A 17,585-nucleotide genomic window follows, 5' to 3' on the forward strand; every position below is an offset into this window, starting at 1 on the left:
CGCTAACTTCATGATCAACCGGGGCGGCCGGACCGGTCCTCAGGGGCGGGGTAGGCGCATTGCCATCGTGGGGGCCTCGGCCATCACCGAGGTGGGGGTGAACGGGGCCCCGGTGGGCAACTCCTCGGCGCGGCCGATCTGCACGCCCGGGTACAGCTCGATCATGTCGTTCTCGCCCAGCACCCGGGACTGCTGCGGGGCGAGCGGAATCCGATCCGCCTCAGCCATCGAGCCGGCCGGGCGGATGCCCGAGCCGTTGGTGCTGATGTCGGTCACGATGACCTCACCGACCCGCAGCTCGAAGTGGACGTGACCACGGCTGATCCAGCGACGGGCCTCGTCGTTGAGCCACTGCCCGAGCATGATCCCGCCCTCCTGCTCCGGCGCCCGGCCAGCCACCACCGGCTGCTCCTCGCTCAGCACGAACCGCCGCCGGACCAGGCCGCCGACGCGTACCGCGAGCACCTCCGTACGCGGACGCGGGCCCACGTCACCGAGCCGAGCGCCGTGCCGGGGGCAGGTCGGTACGCCGTTGCGCAGCGAGGGCGGCGGCTGCGCGGCCGGACTGCGGTCCGCACCGCCGGCGAGGTCCGCGAACGCGCCACCCCCACCACCGCCGCCGAACAGCGCGCACCCCGACTCCGGGCACCGCCACTCACGGGCCAGCAGCTTCGCCCCGGTGGGCGAACGCTTGCCGGCGACCGGAGCGTGCCCGCCGCCGACGTGCGCGATGAACACCGGACCGCCCGCGCCCGGCACCGGGGCGACGACCCGGCCGGGCTGCTCGACCAGCCACGGGAACCGCCCACGCAGCCCGTCGAAACGGACCCGGGTGAGCACCGGCACGCCCAGCAGGTCGGCCACCTCCAGCATCCGGTCACCGGGATTGTCGAGCACCTCGACCAGCCCGTCGTCCGCCCAGCGGCGCACCACCATCCGCTCGTTGGAGGTCAGGTCGGCGTCGGAGAGCAGCGCGCGGTGCACCACCGCGTACACCTGGACGCTGTCCTCCTCCAGCTCACGGGAGAGCGCGTCGATGACCATGCCGAGGCGCAGCAGGCTCGCCGGCCGACCGCCGTCGATGTCCTGGTAACGGATGATCTCGGCCAGGTCGAGCACCGCCCGGGCCAGCGACGGGTCCGTGCAGACCCGCCCCTCGATGGCGTCGAGCACCTTGCTGATCTCGAACCTCATGCGGCGCTCCGAATGATCGTGCCGATCCGGTGGCCGAGGGACCAACCCGTCAGCCAACCCAGCTCGTCTCGCACCGTCTCCACGGTGAGCAGGTCTGCCATGCGCCGACCCTACCGGTGCGGCGGCTCGCAGCCGCGCAGCGGCCGGCGGCCCGTCAGCCGCGCAGCGGCCGGCCCACCTCGTGCAGGTGAGCGAGCGCCTGCCGGTACGACTCGACCAGACCCGTCTCCGCGTACGAGACGCCCTGCTCGGCACAGTAGGCGCGCACGATCGGCTGCGCCCGGCGCAGGTTGGCCCGGGGCATGTTCGGGAACAGGTGGTGCTCGATCTGGTAGTTGAGCCCACCCAGCGCGGTGTCGACCAGCCGGCTGCCCCGCACGTTGCGGGAGGTCAGCACCTGCTTGCGCAGGAAGTCCAACTCGTCCTCGGCGGTCGGCATCGGCATACCCTTGTGGTTCGGCGCGAACGCGCAGCCCATGTAGAGGCCCCACAGGCCCTGGTGCACGGCGGCGAACAGCAGCGCCCTGCCCGGCGACATGACCGCCAGCAGCAACGCCACGTAGCCGACGGAGTGCGCCACGAGCAGCGCCGCCTCGACCGCGCGGTGCCGCATCGGGGTGGCGTACCGGCCGTCCGGTCCCCGACCGACGATCGCCCGGATGCTCGCCACGTGCAGGTTCAGACCTTCCAACAGCAACATCGGAAAGAACAGGTACGCCTGCCGCCGCGCCAGCCACCGACCGAACCCTCGCGTGCCCAGCGCCTGCTCGTACGTCCACACCAGGGCGCCCGCCCCGACGTCCGGGTCCTCGTCCTCGTGGTTCGGGTTGGCGTGGTGCCGGTTGTGCTTGTCAACCCACCAGCCGTAGCTGAGCCCCACCGCCGCGTTGCCGGCGACCAACCCGACCAGCTCGCTGGGAAGGCGACGACGGAACATCTGGCGGTGTCCCGCGTCGTGGCCCAGGAACGCGACCTGGGTGGTGGCGACCGCCAGCACGACGGCGAGCGCCACCTGCCACCAGGAGTCGCCGACGAGGACCACGGCGACCCAGCCGGCCACGAACGCGCCGAGGGTGAGCACGATCCGCGCGACGTACGAGGCGGGCCGCCGTTCCAGCAGGCCGGCCTGGCTGATCCGCCGGGACAACTGTGCGTAGTCGCTACCCCGCCGCCGTACCGGTCGTTCCGCCACCGCTCCGAGCGCCATCGCTGCTCCCCCGTTCGACGTTGGGCCCACACCGGCTGGTCCGGGCGCACTGTCAACTCTCGCCGGAAACGTTGCGCTGAGTAACCCTGGGAACCCCCGAACCGGGGGTAGGGCGGGCCCTACCCCCCGGTCCGGCGTCAGCCCAGCCGGGCCACCACGGCGCGCAGTCGGGCCAGGTCACGCCGCCGCCGCTCGTAGCTCGCGGCCAGCCCGATCAACGCCAAGCCGCCGACGCCCAGGTAGATCCACCGGGGCAGCAGGTCCCATCCCCGGGCCAGCTCGTGCAACGCCAGGGCCGCCAACACCGCACCCCCGACCAGCACCGGCGCCTGCCAGCGACGGCTCGCCCCGGCCAGCACGACGCCCAGCGCCGCCGCCCCGAGCAGCAACCGCCGCCACGGCTGCGGATCCGTCCCGGCCAGCACCGACACCAGGCTCGGTACCAGCGCGGCGACGAGCCCCGGACCGAGCGCCGGCCAACTGGTCAGCCCCGGCCGGGTCCGCAACGCCAGCAGCCCCGCCCCGACGGCGAGCGCTGCCGCCGGCAGGGTGTACGCCTCCAGCACCGTCACCCCGCCGGCCGCGAGCAGCACCCACGCCCCGAGCAGCTCACTGACCGCCGCGACGGCGGCGAACCGCCACCGTCGACCGGCCGGCTCGCCCCGCCGCAGCAGCCGCAGCGCCACGGCCACCCCCCACAGCACGCAGACCGTCGCGAGCTGCCGGGCCGACTCGACGGCGAGCACCGCCGCCACCAGCGCCACCGCCTGCGCGGCGGCATCCAACACCCGCCCGACGGGCGCGCGCCGACCGCTCGCGGCGGCGGCGAGAACGAGCACGGCCACCCCCAGCAGCGGGTACGCCGCCGACCGCACCGGCTGCCCGGCGGCGAGCGGCGCCGTCACCGCCAACGCGCACGCGGCCCCCACCGCCGCGACGGCGCCGACGACCCGTACCTCGCCGACCCGCGCCCCGACGGCGACGACCACGGCCGCCACCAGGAGCGCGCCCTCGGCGGCGAGGGTGCCGGGCCGGGTGGCCAGGAGCCCGGTCACCCCGGCCGCGACGAGCACCGCACCCGTGGGTACGACGAGCGACGCCAGCGCCCGCCGGGCCGTCATCAGAGCGGCGAGCACCAGGGCGGACACCCCGGCGAGCAGGGTGACGGCCGGCAGCACCGGCCAGGGCGCGCCCACCGCGACGAGCAGCACCGGCAGCGCGGCACCGGCGAACGGAACGCCGGCGAGCAGCGGTGGGCGTACCCGCCAACCGGCCAGGACCGCCGCCACCGCCAGCGTGACGAGGGCCAGCCCGGCGGGGAGCAGCCCACGGTCGGCGACGACGGTCGGCGCGCCGGACCAGACCGATCCCTGAATGCCGTACGGAGCGAACAGCGCCACGAGCACCGCCGGCAGCGCGGCCAGCACCGCGACCCCCGCCAGCACGACACCCGCCGCCACCAGCACACCCGGCGCGCCGACCACCGGCGACCCGGTGACCGCCGGCCGTTCCCCCGGCCCGGCCGGTTCGTCACCGGTCGTCGACAGGTCGCCCCAGCGGGCGACGAGCGCGACACCGAGCGCCGCCAGCGCGGCGTACACCGTCACCGGCTCGTCCCCCGCCGCCAGCAGCGGCGCGACCCCGGCCGCCAGCGCGGCGACCACCGAGCCCGTCACCGCGTACCCGACGAGGTCGACCCGGTGGCGACGCACCGGGAACGCCGCGACCAGCGACAGCCCGGCGGCGGCCAGGGACGCCCGGGCCTGCCACCACGGCGGCGCGCCGGCCGCGAACACCGCCGCCGTCGCGACGCCGGGCAGCGCGAGCTGCGCGACCAGCACACCGACACCCGCCACCCGGCGGTACGCCCCGACCCCCCGCCGCGACGCCAGCGCCACCCCGAGCACCCCGGCGACGCCCAATGTCACCGTCACGCCGACCGGATCGGCCAGCGCCACCAGCAGCGCGTGCGCGAGCAGGACCGCGCCGCCGGAAGCCCAGCCGAGCATGATCGCCGGACGGGTCGCCGGACGGGCCAGCACGGCGAGCAGCAGCACGGACCCACCCACCAGGTCCACAGCCACCACCGTCGCCCACGACGCCGTCCAGCCCGCCGGCACGGCGAGCAGCACCGCCACCGCACCGGCCGAGGCGAGCACCGTCCACATGCGTCGCGGCAGCAGCGACACGGTCGCGGCCAGCGCCAACGCGGCGGCGGGCGCCACCTGCCAGCCCCAGCTCAGGTCCGGCCCCCAACCGGCCCCGTGCCACGGTGGCAGCGACCGGGCGGCGGCGGCCACCGCCAACGCGCCGGTGATCACCACGGTGAGCTGTGCCGTGCCGGCGGCGACCAGCAACGCGCCGGCCCGCGGCCCGGCACGCCAACCGGTGGGCAGCAACCGCACCGCCCCGGCCAGGGCGAGCGCCACCGTCGACGCCGCGAGCAGCAGCAACGACGGACGCAACTCACCCACGGGGCGCAGCAGGGCGGCGGCCAGCACCGGAACCAGCAGCCCGCCGGCCACCGCCCGCAGCGCCGCACCCCCGACCAGCCACGCCGCACCGACCCCCGTCACCGCGACCAGCAGCAACGGTCCCCCGGCCAGCAGCGGCGTACCCGCCGCCCGCCCCAGCAGCAACGGCACCAGCGCACACGCGGCGGCGGCGACCAGCGCGCCGACGTGACCCACCCCGGCGAGCACCCGACCGGCGAGCCGGGCACCAGCCACCCCGTCGCGCAGCGCGACCAGCACCACCAGGTCGAACAGGGCCACCCCGAGCAGCACCAGCGCCCAGCCGGACGCGCCGACCTCGGCCTCCACCGCCAGCAGCGGCAGCACCGGCTGGGCCGCCACCAGCGCGGTGAACCAGGGCCCGGCCAACCCGCTGAGCCGCCCGTACGCGACGGCGACCGCCGCGCTGGCCCCCCCGACCAGCGCGGCGTACCGGGTGCCCGGCCAACCGGCCACCCCGCCCAGATTCACCGACCAGGCGGCGTACCCGTCGAGCAGCACCAGCAGCAGGCCCACCGCGGCGAACGTCTCCGCCGTCCCCCGTAGACCCCGCCGCACCACCAACAGCGGAACGGCCAGGACGAGCGCCGTGACCGCCGCCAGGATCAGCGCCCGGCCACCGACCCCCACGGAAGCCCAGGCCACCGCCGTGAAGACCACCGCCGCCGTGCCGAGCAGGAGTCCACCCAGGACGAACAGCAGCCCCTGGACGGTCCGCGTCGAGGTCTCCGCCACGCCCGGCGGTGGCGTCCCCACCGCGCCACCGGCCGGCGTCGACGCGGCCAGCGGAGTCGCCGGCACGACCGGGATCACCGCCGCCCTCTGTGCGCGGACGACGGCAGCCAGCTCGGCGCGCCGCCGCGAGGTCGCCGCCAGCAGGTCCGCCAACTCGGTGTACGTCCGGCGGGCCCGCTCCACCTCCGGTTCGAGGCGAGCCACCTCCCGGCCGAGTCGCACCACCTCGGCCGCGGTCGGATCTGGTGGGCGGTGGCACGCGGCGCAACCGGCGCTCAGATCGGCCGGCGCGCCGCAGGCGGGGCAGGGATAGCGGGTGTCGTCCACCCGGTCATCATCGAGAAGCCGGCGGGGTACGGCCCAGAGTAGGCGTACCTAGGGTCGGGTGTGGTCGTGCACCCAGGCCGCGTAGCCGGGGTTCCCACTCTCCACCCTGGACACCAGAATCTCCGGAACCTCGTACGGGTGACTGGCCCGGATCTGGTCCACCAGCGCGGCCAACCGGTCCGGCGCGGTCTTGAACTGCACGGACCACTCGGTGCTGGTCTCCACCCCGGAACGCCACCAGTAGGTGCTGTCCACCTGACCGCCGACCTGGGCACAGGCGGCGAGCCGCCCGGCGACGGCCGCGGCCGCCAGCACGTCCGCGACCGAACGCGCATCCACCACCGTCGTCACCACGCAGATCTGGTCCACGAGCGCACCCTACGCGGCGACGAGGCGCTGAGCGCGCTCACCGATTGGCCGCGATCCACGTGTCGATCTGCGCCCACCAGTCGAACAGCCAGTCGATGCGCTGCTGCCGTTCGGTCGGCACCTCCTCGGGCGGCACCGACCAGAACCGCATCACGATCCGCTTGTCCATGGGCAGCTCCCGCCACACGTCGCCGATGGTGAGCATCTGGTCCAGCCCGGTGTGGGCGACGAAGATGACCCCGGCGTCCGGTGCGGCGTCCAACGCGGCGAGCACCCCGCCGGGCTGCGGGGCGAGCACGTGGCGCATCCGTTCGGCGCGCCGCGCCATGCGTTCGAGGCCGAGCGAGCGCAGCCGGGCGATGGCCCGCAGGCGCCGCCTCGGGGTGAAGTTGCCGCCCTCCGGGAAGATCACGAAGGCGTCGTTGTCGTCCAGACCGGTGGCCAGGTGCCCGACCTGGCGTACGGTCTCCTCGCCGCGATCCGCGGTGGGCGCGATGAACCGGTTGGGCAACCTGTTGAGCAGCACGTCGATCGCCGGGTCCCACTGGAGGCTGTCCTTCAGGACGATGCGCGGCTCCCGCTTGAACCAGTTGACCAGCCCGTGGATCAGGATGAACGAGTCGCCCGGCCCGGCGTGCCGGCACAGCACCAGCTCGGGCCGGCCGGGCAGGGCGGTGTCCGGGTCGGTGCCGACCACGTCGATGCTCAGGCGCAGCGACCAGCGGGCCTGCCAGAACAGCACCCGCAGGAACCAGCCGGCCAGCACGTAGTGCGCGCGCTGGAACCCCGGCGAGCGGCTGCGCCAGCCGAAGCCGGAGGCGAGCCAGAGGACGAACAGCGCGAGCAACGCGGCAGCATCCCAGACCAGGTAGACGCAGCCGATCCAGAGCAGTCGCAGGGGGCGCAGCCGGCCCGGGACCAGCGGTGAAGCGGCTGCCGCCAGCAACGCCCAGACCGGCAACGTGGTCACCACGAGGATCGCGAGCAGCACCACGCCGGGCGCGATCAGCAACCGCCGCAACCACCTGGGAGGCAGCGGCATCAGCGTTCCACGTGGGTGGCGAGGTAGCGGCGGGAGGCGGTGTACGCCCGGCTGATCCGGCGACCCACCGCCGCCATGTCCCGGTACGCCCATGGCGTGTCGTCGCGCGGGTTCAGCCCTCCGGTCGGCAGGACGTGCACCTCCACCCCCTCGGGCAGCGCGGCCATCTCCCGGAAGAAGCGGTGCCGGCGGGAGATCTCGAACGCGACCTGCGCGATCTCCCACGGCCGCCGGGGCGGCGTCAGCTCCCGTTCGATCCGGCCCACCTGGAGTACGAAGACCTGGCCCGCGCCCGCGGCCACCGCCTCGCCGATCGGGATGGAGTTGACGATCCCACCGTCGATGTAGTGCGCGCCGTCGATCTCGGTGGGCGGGAGCAGGCCCGGCACCGACGCCGACGCCAACACCGCCGGCACGACCGGACCGCTGGTGAACCAGTGCTCGGCGGCCCGCTCGATGTGGGCGGCGCAGCACCGGAACGGCACCCGCAGGTCGGCGAAGGTGGTGTCCACGCCCAACTCGGATTCCAGCAGCCGGCGCAGCGGCCGGGGCGAGTGCAGGTGGGTACGGGCGGCGAAGCGGCGCAGCTGTCGGGCGACCGAGTCGCCGTACACCTCGCTGGCCTCGGGCGACGCCCAGAGCCGGACCAGCCGGTCGGTCACCGCCTCGGACGGGTCGGCGGCGACCAGCGCGCCGTTGACCGCGCCGATCGACGTGCCGAGCACCATGTCGGGCTGGATGCCGGCGCGGAACAGGGCGCGCAGCATGCCCACCTCGACGGCGCCGAGCACTCCGCCGCCGCCGAGTACGAACGCCACCGGTCCCGGAGCCATGTCCTCATCCTGGCACGGGCCCGCCGCCCACCTCACGGGCCGCCGCCACCGGACGGTCGGCGCACACCGGCCACCGTCCGCCGACGATCCGTACCGTCGGCGTTGACAGGGTGGACACATTCGCGCAACCTGATACCGCTCCCACCCCGAGGGCAGGTGCGATCCGTGAAGGCAGCGCTCCATCCGGGCCGCTTGCTGGCCCGCAGGTACCGACTCATCGACCAGATCGGTGCCGGCGGCATGTCGGTCATCTGGCGCGCGCGGGACGAGGTGCTCGACCGCTTCGTGGCGCTCAAGGTGCTCGCCGCCTCGCTGGCCGCCGACGCGCGGTTCCGCGACATGGTGCGGGAGGAGGCGCGCGCCGCCGCCCAGTTGGTGCACCCGCACGTGACGTCGGTGCACGACTACGGCGAGACGGTCGACCCGGACGGCTCCATCACCTCGTTCGTCGTGATGGAGCTGCTCAGCGGCGAGGAACTGGAGTTGCGGCTCACCGAGGGGCCGCTGCCGTGGCCCGAGGCCGTCGAGGTGGGCGGCCAGGTCGCCGACGCGCTGGCCGCCGCGCACCGGCTGGGCATCGTGCACCGGGACATCACCCCGGCCAACGTCATGATGACGGCGATGGGCGTGAAGGTCCTCGACTTCGGCATCGCCACCCGGATCGGCGCGCCGGACGAGGACGAGGACGGCGGCACGTTCGGCACCCCGGCCTACGTCGCCCCGGAACGCCTCGACGGCGCGCCCGCCCAGCCGGCCACCGACGTCTACTCGCTCGGCGTCCTGCTGTACGAGGCGTCGACCGGGCGGGTGCCGTACCCGGCGGACACCTGGGAGCAGCTCAGCGCCGCGCTCGCCGGCGGCCCCGCGCCGACGCTGGCCGGCGTGCCGGAGCTGCCCATCGAGGTCGCCCGGATCTGCCTGCGCAGCCTCGCCCGCGACCCGGCCGACCGGCCGACGGCCCGACAGGTCGCCACGGTGCTGCGCGGCCACCTGCTGACGCCCGACCCGCCGACCGCCACGATCGCGGTGCCGACGCCGCCCCTGCCGGCGCAGCCGCCACCGGCGAGCGATGCTCCGGCCGCGGCCGTCGGCGTCGTGACGACGCTACGCGCCGACGACGTGCCCCGGCCGCTGACGCCGCCCGGCGACCGTCCCGGCCGGTCCCTCCGGCGTCCGGCGCTGCTGCTGATCCCCGTGGTCCTGGCCGTCGCGGTGGCGCTGGCCGGTGTGGCCCTGCTCCCCGACGACGAGCCGGGTCGTCAGGCCCAGCCCACGGTCGGCCCGACGACGCCCCCACCCGGTGCGCCATCGACGGATCCGCCGGCCACCGCACCATTCCAACCGGCGCCGGCGCCGTCGTCGGCACCGCCCAGCGTCGCGTCCACCGCCGGGCCGGGCACCCTCGCCGAGGCCGCCAACCGCGTCAACGGGCTTGTCGACGCCGGAGTGCGGGATGGGGAGATCCGCGACGACGTCGGCCTCGACCTGCGCCAGTCGCTGGGCAACCTGCTCGTCGCCGTCGGGTCCGGCCGGGACGCGCTGGCGCCGTCGGTGGCCCGGCTGCGCGCGAAGGTCACCGTCCGACTCGGCGAGGGGGCGATCAGTCCGGCGTACGCGCAGCGACTCGACGCCGCGATCGTCGAACTGGGCGCGGCACGGGTCTGATCCGGGCGAGGCGGTCAGCGCACGGCGACGGGGGCAGTGCGCCGGACGTCGGGCCGGCCGAGGGCGAAGCGCTGGTAGACCTCCTCGTAGCCGTACGCCATCCGCTCGACCGAGAAGTTCTCGGCGACGTGCGCCACGCAGTCGCGCGGGTCCAACTCCTCGGCGGCCAGCAGCGCGGCGGGCAACTCCTCGGGTCCCCGGCAGACCAGCCCGGTCCGTCCCGGCCGCACCAGTTCCGGCACCGCGCCCCGGTCCAGCGCGACCACCGGCGTGCCGGTCGCCATCGCCTCGAGCATCACCATTCCGAACGGCTCGTCCCACTGGATCGGCATGATCAGGCAGCGGGCGTCGACGAGCATCCGCAGGGTCTCGGCACGGTCGGCGTTGAGGACGACCGTCACGTCCTCGCCGAGAAGCGGCGCGACGACCTGCTCGTAGTAGCGCCGCTCGGCCGGCTCGTTGCACTTGCCGGCCAGCAGCAGCGGTAGGCCCGCCTCCCGGCAGGCGCGGATGGCGACGTCCGGGCCCTTGTCCGGGCTGAACCGGGCCAGCCACAGCACCGGGCCCGGGCCGGGGGCGGTCTTGCGCGGAAAGCCCCGCAGGTCCAGCGCGTTGTGCACGGTGCCGGCCCAGGGCAGGCCCGTGTTGAGTCGACGTTGGGCGTGCGAGATGGCCACCAGGGCGACGTCCTCGTCGGCGTCGCCGAGCACGTCGCCGTACTCCCCCACCGGGTTGCCGTGCACGGTCGCCACGGTCGGCACCGAGCGGCGACCGGCCAGCAGCGGGCCGATCGTGCTGTGGTCGTGGATCACGTCGAAGTCGGCTGGCGTGATCAGCCGGTTCACCCGGGCCAGGTGCGCCAGCTCCGGCAGTGACTCGCCGAGTCGTTCGTACTGCACCTCCGGCACGGTGGAGACGAAGCCGCTGGCGGCGGTCCCGTGCTGCTCACCCGCACCGAACAGCGTCACCGCGTGTCCGTGCGCGGTCAACGCGTCCACCAGGCCGGCCACCACCTGTTCCAGGCCGCCGTAGCCGGGCGGCGGCACGGACAGCCAGGGCGGGACCACCATCGCGATGCGCAACGACCGGTCCGGCGGGCGGTCGGCGGGCGGGTGGTTCACGGCCACGAGTCCTCCCCGTTGGGTCCCCCGGTCGGCATGGTTCGCGGCGGGTTCCCCCCGCCGCCCCCAATAAACCGGACAAGACGGACGCTTACCCGCCGACCAGGAGTTGGTCGTGCACGATCCGAATGCCCGGCGTCGACCACGCCACGCGCTCCACCTGGTCCCGTTCCCACCACGACCGGACCACCCCGGCGAGGACCAGCGTGTCGCCGTCCACCTCCACCGTCACCCGTTCACCGCCGAGCGTCCGCGCCAGCGCGCGCTGGACGTCCTGTCGCGCCCGCTCGTCCGGCGGTGGCGTCGACGGTCGCACCTCGACGAGGTTCGTGATTCCCCGTACGCCGTCGAGGCGGCGCAACTCCCCCTCGGCGGCACGGCGCTGCCACCCGCACTCGACCTCGCCGCGCAGCATCAACCAGCCGTTGGCCACGCTGACGTCCAGCCGCTCGGCGGGCACGAAACCGTCCCATTCGAGGGCGCGGGACGCCGCGAGGGCGATGTCACCGTCGGTACGCCCCGGCGTCCCGGGGAGCCGTACCTCGATCTCGTCGGCCACCGCGCGTACGCCCCGGACCCGCTGGGCGCAGCGGGTGGCCGCCCAGCCACGGGCCGCGCCGTCGACGTACCCGCTGAGGGTGACCACGCCCTGGTCGACGGTCACCCCGATCTCGTTCGGCAGAACCTGCGGATCCCAGGCCAGCTCGGCCAGGACGTCCCGCTGGATCCGCTGGTCATCGACCCCGCTCATCGGCCCAACCCCCGTACGCTCGCCGGCTCGCCGCCGAGCCTGCCGGGCGTACGGGTGACGGCGGCTCACCCGGAGAGGGTGAACCGCCGGGAAAGAAGCGGCGGGTGACGGAGCCAACCCCCTTGGCTCCGCCACCCGCCGCCGGAGGGAGGCAGGTTCTGTGGCCGGTCAGGACGTCTCGGTGAGGGTCACCGTCACGGTCTTCTCGGCCCCGTTGCGCTTGAAGTGCAGCTCGACCCGGTCACCGACCTTGCCGGCCTGCACCGCGCCGACCAGGTCGTCGGAGTCGTTGATCGGCTTGTCGCCGAAGCGGGTGACCACGTCGCCCTGCTGGAGGCCGGCCTTCTCGGCGGGGCTGCCCGGGGTGACCGAGGCGACCAGCGCGCCGCCGCCCTCGGCCTGGTTGACGCCGACCCCGAGCGACGGGTGGCTGACCTTCTCGCCGCGCTGGAGCTTGCCCGCGACGTCCTTGGCCTTGTTGCTCGGGATGGCGAAGCCGACGCCGATGTTGCCGGTGCTCTGCCCGGAGGTGGCGATAGCGGTGTTGACGCCGATCACCTCACCCCGGGTGTTGACCAACGCGCCACCGGAGTTGCCGGGGTTGATCGGCGCGTCGGTCTGGAGCAGACCGGAGATCGAGCTGACGGCCTGACCCTGCTGGCGCGGGTCCTGCTGCTGGCCCTCACCGGCCCGGATGGTGCGGTCCCGGGCGCTGAGGATGCCGGCGGTCACCGAGCCCTGGAGGCCGAGCGGGCTGCCCAGCGCGAGAACCTGGTCGCCGACCTGCATGGCGTCGCTGTCGCCGAACTTGGCCGCCTTGAGGTCGCTCACCCCGTTGGCCTTGACGACGGCCAGGTCGGTCTTCGGGTCGGTGCCGACGATCTTCGCCTGGACGTTCCTGCCGTCGGCGAAGACGACCTGCACGGTGTCCCCGCTCGCGGAGGCGACCACGTGGTTGTTGGTGAGCACGTAGCCGTCGGCGGTGAGCACCACGCCGGACCCCTCACCACTGTCGGTGGCGATGGAGACGACGCTGTCCTGTACGGCGGCGGCGATCTTCGGCAGGTCCGCGCTGTTGAGCACCGGTGCCGCCGTGTAGGTGCGGGTGACGCCGCCACGGTCGCCGTCGAGGGCGAGCGCGAGCGCCCCACCGGCCACGCCGGAGCCGAGCATCAGGGCGAACACCGCTACGCCCGCGCCGGCGAACTTGGCGATCCGACCCGGCCGCGGGCCGGAGCCGGGCGGCGTGGCCTGCGGGCCCCACGGCGGCACGGGCTGCCCCGGGTGGTGCTGTGGGTGCTGCTGGTGCTGGGCGTGCTGGGGGTAGGCCGCGCCCGGCTGGCCCCCGCCGGCCCAGCCGGACGGCTGGCCCGCGTGCCAGCCGGCGCCCGGGTACTGGCCGGCGCCCGGCTGCGGGTAACCGGAGTAGCCGGGCTGGGCCGGGTAGCCGGAGTGGCCGGGCGCCGGGTGGCCGGAGACCTGGTACGGCGGCGCGGACCCACCGGCGGCGGCCGGCGGCTCGTACCCCGTGGGCTGGCCCACGGTCGGCGGCTCGTACCCGGTCGGCCGCCCGGCGTGCGGGTCGGACCCGATCGGTCCGTCGGAAGCGGCGGGCACGGCCGGCGTGGCGACGGTGGGCGCGGTGTCCCCGTCGGTCGAGACGACCGGCACGGGGGTGGTCGGAGAGTCGGACTGCGCGCGCTCGTCGCGCGGCAGCTCGGCGGTGGGGTGCGACGGCTCGGCGTCGGTGGGGGCCGGCCGGCGCTGCGGGTCGGACTCGAACTCGGTCATGGGACTACCTTCTCCCTCGGCACTGCAATCAACCTGGAACCGTCCTGGAAGTTGGCTGAAAGTCACTCGCCCAGGTCGTCGCCCCGGGGCACCTGCGGCAGCCGGACCCGGAAGGTGGCGCCTCCGCCGGGTGTCTCGAGCACGTCGACCGAGCCGTGGTGGGCGGCGACCAGCGCCGCCACGATGGCCAGGCCGAGGCCGGTGCCGGTGTTGCCGTCCGCCCGTCGGGTCCGGGCCGCGTCGGCCCGGTAGAAGCGCTCGAAGACCCTCTCGGACTGCTCGCGTGACAGACCGGGACCGGTGTCGACCACCTCCACGACGGCGAGGTTGCCCGCCTCGGCGCGCAGGCGCACGCTGACGTCGGCTTCCGGCGGAGTGTGGGTCAACGCGTTGGTCACCAGGTTGCCGATGATCTGCCGCAGCCGCGCGTCGTCGGCGTAGACGACGAGGGGGCCGGACCCGGGCTCGATCTCCAGCTCGATCCGCCGGTCCGGGGCGATCGCGCGCGCCGCCTGCACGGCGTCGGAGGCCAGCACCGGCAGCTCCACCGGGGCCAGCGACAGCGGGCGTTCCCGGTCCAGCCGGGCGAGCAACAGCAGGTCCTCGACCAGCAGACCCATCCGGGCGGCCTCGTCCTCGATGCGGCGCAGCAGCCCGGCGGTCTGCTCCGGCGCGCGGGCCGCGCCCTGGCGGTACAGCTCGGCGAAGCCACGGATGGTGGTCAGCGGGGTCCGCAGCTCATGCGAGGCGTCCGCCACGAACTGCCGCATCCGCTCCTCGGAGCGTCGGGCCCGCGCCTCGGACGCCTGGGCGGCGGCGGCCGCGTCCCGGGCGGTGCTCTCCGCCGACCGGGCCGCCGTCTCCGAGGCCGCCCGGGCGGTGAACGCCGCCTCGATCTGGGTGAGCATCGCGTTCAGCGCACGGGAGAGCCGACCCAGCTCGGAGGTGGGTTGCTCCTGCCCCTCCTCGGGGTCGGGCACCCGGCGGGTGAGGTCGCCACCGGCGATGGCGGCGGCGGTCCGTTCGATCTCCACGAGGGGCTTGAGGCTGGTCCGCACGATCGCCGCGCCGACCGACGCCAGCATGATCAGTACCGCGCCGCCGACCAGCAGGTCGATCCAGACGAGCTGCTTGACCGCACGGTCGACCTCGGTCAGCGGCTGGCCCACGGCCAGCACCGAGCCGTCTGGCTGGGCGGCGTAGTAGACCCGCCACCGGGTACGCCCGTCCTGGGACAGGACTGTCTTCGGCTCGCCCTCCAGTTCCTCGAAGCCCGCCCGGGTGGTCGGGAAGCTGGGCAGTTGTTCGGTTGCCCAGTTGAACTTGTCGTAGTACGGCTGGGACACCCTGTTCTCGTCGGCGAGCGAGACCACGTAATCGCTGGGCAGCGTCACGGCGTTGACCTCTCCGCTGCGCAGTCGCGGAAGATACTGGCCGAGGCTCTGGGTGGCCGAGCGGATCTGCCCGTCCACCTGGTCGACCAGGTAGTTGTGCAGGAAGTAGGCGGTCAGCGCGCTGATCACCAGCAGCGCCGCGGAGACCAGCGCGAGCACCGAGGCGACCAACTTCACCCGCAGCGGTACGCCCCGCAGCCGTCCCTTCGCCTGCTGGACCGGGTTCACGCCGCCGGCTTGCGCAGCACGTACCCCACGCCGCGAAGGGTGTGGATCAGCCGGGGCTGACCGGTGTCGACCTTGCGGCGCAGGTAGGAGATGTAGGACTCGACGATGTTGTCGTCGCCCCGGAAGTCGTAGTTCCAGACGTGGTCGAGGATCTGCGCCTTGGACAGCACCCGGTTGGCGTTGAGCATCAAATAGCGCAGCAGCTTGAACTCGGTCGGCGAGAGCTGCACCCGCTGCCCGGCGCGGTGCACCTCGTGGGTCTCCTCGTCCAACTCCAGGTCGGCGAAGGTGAGCCGGGACGGGGCCTGCTCGCCGGTGCTGGTGCGGCGCAGCACGGCGCGGATCCGGGCGGTCAACTCCTCCAGGCTGAACGGCTTGGTGACGTAGTCGTCGCCGCCCAGGGTGAGCCCGCGGATCTTGTCGTCGGTGGCGTCCCGCGCGGTCAGGAAGACCACCGGGGTACGCGTACCGCCCTCACGCAGCATCCGGATGACCTCGAAGCCGTCCAGGTCCGGCAGCATCACGTCGAGCACGACCAGATCGGGCCGGTGGTCCTTGGCGGCGTTCAGGGCCGCGCTGCCGCTGGTCGCGGTGGCCACGTCGAAGCCCGCGAAGCGCAGGCTCGCGGAGAGCAGTTCGAGGATGTTGGGGTCGTCCTCGACGACGAGAAGTCGCGCCTCGGTCTGGGTAGCGGGCATGGGCCCAATCATCGGTGAACTCACTGCGCCGGCGCTGGACGCTTCCTGGAAAAATCCTGTGAGTCACCGAACGGTCAGCGCAGCAGCCGACGCAGCCCGTCCAGGGCACCGTCGAGCAGCCGGATCGCCGTGCGCAGTTGAGTGTCGCTGAACTGCCGCCCGCGCGCCAGACGGCTCACCTCGGCGGTGAACGAGGCGAGCCGCTGGTCGAACTCGTCGAGCAGCGCGGCGCGTGGGGCATCGACAGGTGGGGGCCGGTGCGCCGACGCGGAGGGCGCCCACCGCGCGCGGCGGGTCTGCCGGGCGGCCTCACTCAGCTCCCGCTTGAGGTCACGCGTTGAGCCGCGCACCTCGCTGCGGATCTCGCCGGCCAGGGTGGAGAGGTCCGCCACCGAAGCCGCGATGTCCGCCTCCAACGCGGCCAGCTCACCGGCGCGCTGGCGTAGCTCGTCGAGGCCGGCGTCGGTGATGGCGTACGTCTTGCGCCCTCCTGCGGCGGTGTGGCTGACCAGCCCCTCCGCCTCCAGTCGTTGCAGGCGGGGATAGATGGTGCCGGCGCTGGGGGCGTAGAGCCCGAGGAACCGGTCCTCCAGGAGGCGGATCAGCTCGTAGCCGTGCTTGGGACCGTCGTCCAGAAGCTTGAGCAGGTAGAGCCGGAGCCGTCCGTGGCTGAACACGGCGGTCACGGCAGCTCCTCGGAATCGTCGTCGACCGCTCGGGCGAGCAGGGCGATGCTGCCCGAGGTCGCGGAGGCCCAGAGCTTACCGTCACCGCTGCCGAGCACCCCCTCGCTGCTCGGCAGCGGGTACGTCGAGCTGCGCACCTGTGGGAAGCCGCTGGTGATCCGGCCGGCGGCGGTGTTCAACCGCACGGAGAGGTCGCTGTCCTCGCGGACCCGGACGGTGATGCTGCCCGAGATCGTGGTGAGCCGGATGTCGCTGCGCCGGGGGTTGTCCAGGTCGCACGTGATGGCGCCGGAGACCGTCTGCGCCCGTACCCGCTCGGCGGCGCTGTCGGCGAGGACCACCTCCCCGGAGACCGTCTCCAGAGTGAGGTCGCCGCGCACCCCGAGCGCCTCCACCGGCCCGGAGGTGATCTTCGCGGAGGTGGTGCCGCGCAGCCCCATCAGGGTGATCTGGCCGGCGGCCAGGTCGACGGTCGTCTGCCGACGCAGCCCGGAGACGACCACCGAGCCGGCGCCCAGGCCCAGGTCGGCGAGGACGTCGGCGGGTACGGCCACCGAGACGTCCACCCGGGGGAAGCGGTAGATCGCCCGGAGGCCGCGCAGGAAGCTCGGCCAGCCCCAGTCCCGCTCCTGGCGGATGCTGAGGCGGCCGTCGGAGTGGTCGATCAGGACCGGTCGACGGCCGACCTCGGTGATGTCGATCCGGGCCGGCCCGTCGCTGGCGACCACGTTGAGCCGTCCGCTGACGAGGCGGACGTCCAGCCGGGTGACCGGGCCGTCCAGGGTGAGCCGCTGCGGCGTCTCGACCGTCCATCCGGCCATGGCTGTGCTCCTCTCGACGGCACGCCGTGGCGCGCCTCCCGAGAAGACGGTAACGCGATACATCGCGATACGACAAGACTGTCGCGAGACGTTGTGCAGGGTGCGTCCCGCCAAGATCCGCGCAGTTTCCCGGATGTTGCTGCCTCCGGCGCGCGGGAAGCAGCAACAACCCTGTTGTTGCGCGGATCTTGACCGGGGGGCCTGCGAGCG

General features: G+C 74.1%; 14 protein-coding genes. 1 reads left to right on the forward strand and 13 read right to left on the reverse strand.

The annotated features are described in order from the left end of the window. Positions 1-39: 39 nt before the first annotated feature. The 6 genes from ACTFTM_RS26990 to ACTFTM_RS27015 form a co-directional block, all read right to left on the reverse strand. Entirely contained in the window at positions 40-1,194 is a 1,155-nt protein-coding gene (locus tag ACTFTM_RS26990) for an FHA domain-containing protein (RefSeq protein WP_449563206.1), read from the reverse strand. 154 nt (positions 1,195-1,348) lie between these two features. Further along, positions 1,349-2,401 carry a fatty acid desaturase family protein gene (locus ACTFTM_RS26995; protein ID WP_449563207.1) on the reverse strand — a complete coding sequence of 351 codons (1,053 nt, stop codon included), beginning with the start codon at positions 2,399-2,401 and terminating at the stop codon, positions 1,349-1,351. A 137-nt stretch (positions 2,402-2,538) separates the two neighbouring features. Continuing rightward, positions 2,539-5,976 (reverse strand): SCO7613 C-terminal domain-containing membrane protein, encoded by a 3,438-nt coding sequence (locus tag ACTFTM_RS27000; RefSeq protein WP_449563208.1) that lies wholly within the window; start codon positions 5,974-5,976, stop codon positions 2,539-2,541. 48 nt (positions 5,977-6,024) lie between these two features. Further along, a complete protein-coding gene (gene cutA / locus ACTFTM_RS27005; protein WP_425728676.1) occupies positions 6,025-6,345 on the reverse strand; it encodes a divalent-cation tolerance protein CutA in 321 nt (106 codons plus the stop codon). Positions 6,346-6,382: 37 nt separating this feature from the next. Then, on the reverse strand, positions 6,383-7,387 hold the full coding sequence (locus ACTFTM_RS27010; RefSeq protein ID WP_449563209.1) for a 1-acyl-sn-glycerol-3-phosphate acyltransferase: 1,005 nt from the start codon (positions 7,385-7,387) through the stop codon (positions 6,383-6,385). Beyond that, positions 7,387-8,220, reverse strand: a complete 834-nt coding sequence (locus ACTFTM_RS27015; protein ID WP_425890925.1) for a patatin-like phospholipase family protein — start codon at positions 8,218-8,220, stop codon at positions 7,387-7,389. Before ACTFTM_RS27015 ends, ACTFTM_RS27010 begins: the two co-directional genes overlap by 1 nt. Positions 8,221-8,385: 165 nt before the next feature. Here ACTFTM_RS27015 and ACTFTM_RS27020 point away from each other — a divergent pair, with 165 nt between their 5' ends. Further along, the gene (locus tag ACTFTM_RS27020; protein WP_449563210.1) at positions 8,386-9,885 is read left to right on the forward strand and encodes a serine/threonine-protein kinase; all 1,500 of its coding nucleotides are present in this window, start codon (positions 8,386-8,388) and stop codon (positions 9,883-9,885) included. Positions 9,886-9,899: 14 nt separating this feature from the next. Here the strand turns inward: ACTFTM_RS27020 and ACTFTM_RS27025 are convergent, their stop codons facing one another. The 7 genes from ACTFTM_RS27025 to ACTFTM_RS27055 all read right to left on the reverse strand — a co-directional run bounded on the left by ACTFTM_RS27025 (position 9,900) and on the right by ACTFTM_RS27055 (position 17,375). Next, a complete protein-coding gene (locus ACTFTM_RS27025; RefSeq protein WP_449566742.1) occupies positions 9,900-10,955 on the reverse strand; it encodes a glycosyltransferase family 4 protein in 1,056 nt (351 codons plus the stop codon). Positions 10,956-11,097: 142 nt separating this feature from the next. Continuing rightward, positions 11,098-11,757 (reverse strand): BON domain-containing protein, encoded by a 660-nt coding sequence (locus ACTFTM_RS27030; RefSeq protein WP_449563211.1) that lies wholly within the window; start codon positions 11,755-11,757, stop codon positions 11,098-11,100. A 168-nt stretch (positions 11,758-11,925) separates the two neighbouring features. Beyond that, positions 11,926-13,548 carry a trypsin-like peptidase domain-containing protein gene (locus ACTFTM_RS27035; RefSeq protein ID WP_449563212.1) on the reverse strand — a complete coding sequence of 541 codons (1,623 nt, stop codon included), beginning with the start codon at positions 13,546-13,548 and terminating at the stop codon, positions 11,926-11,928. 62 nt (positions 13,549-13,610) lie between these two features. Then, positions 13,611-15,170, reverse strand: coding sequence for an ATP-binding protein (locus ACTFTM_RS27040; RefSeq protein WP_449563213.1), 1,560 nt, complete (start codon positions 15,168-15,170; stop codon positions 13,611-13,613). Then, positions 15,167-15,868 carry a response regulator transcription factor gene (locus ACTFTM_RS27045; RefSeq protein WP_422736714.1) on the reverse strand — a complete coding sequence of 234 codons (702 nt, stop codon included), beginning with the start codon at positions 15,866-15,868 and terminating at the stop codon, positions 15,167-15,169. Before ACTFTM_RS27045 ends, ACTFTM_RS27040 begins: the two co-directional genes overlap by 4 nt. A 74-nt stretch (positions 15,869-15,942) precedes the next feature. Next, positions 15,943-16,554 (reverse strand): PadR family transcriptional regulator, encoded by a 612-nt coding sequence (locus ACTFTM_RS27050; RefSeq protein ID WP_449563214.1) that lies wholly within the window; start codon positions 16,552-16,554, stop codon positions 15,943-15,945. Then, positions 16,551-17,375, reverse strand: coding sequence for a DUF4097 family beta strand repeat-containing protein (locus tag ACTFTM_RS27055; protein ID WP_449563215.1), 825 nt, complete (start codon positions 17,373-17,375; stop codon positions 16,551-16,553). The genes ACTFTM_RS27050 and ACTFTM_RS27055 overlap by 4 nt, the downstream gene beginning before the upstream one ends. Between the last annotated feature and the right edge of the window lie 210 nt (positions 17,376-17,585).

This window comes from Micromonospora sp. RB23 (assembly GCF_053585025.1).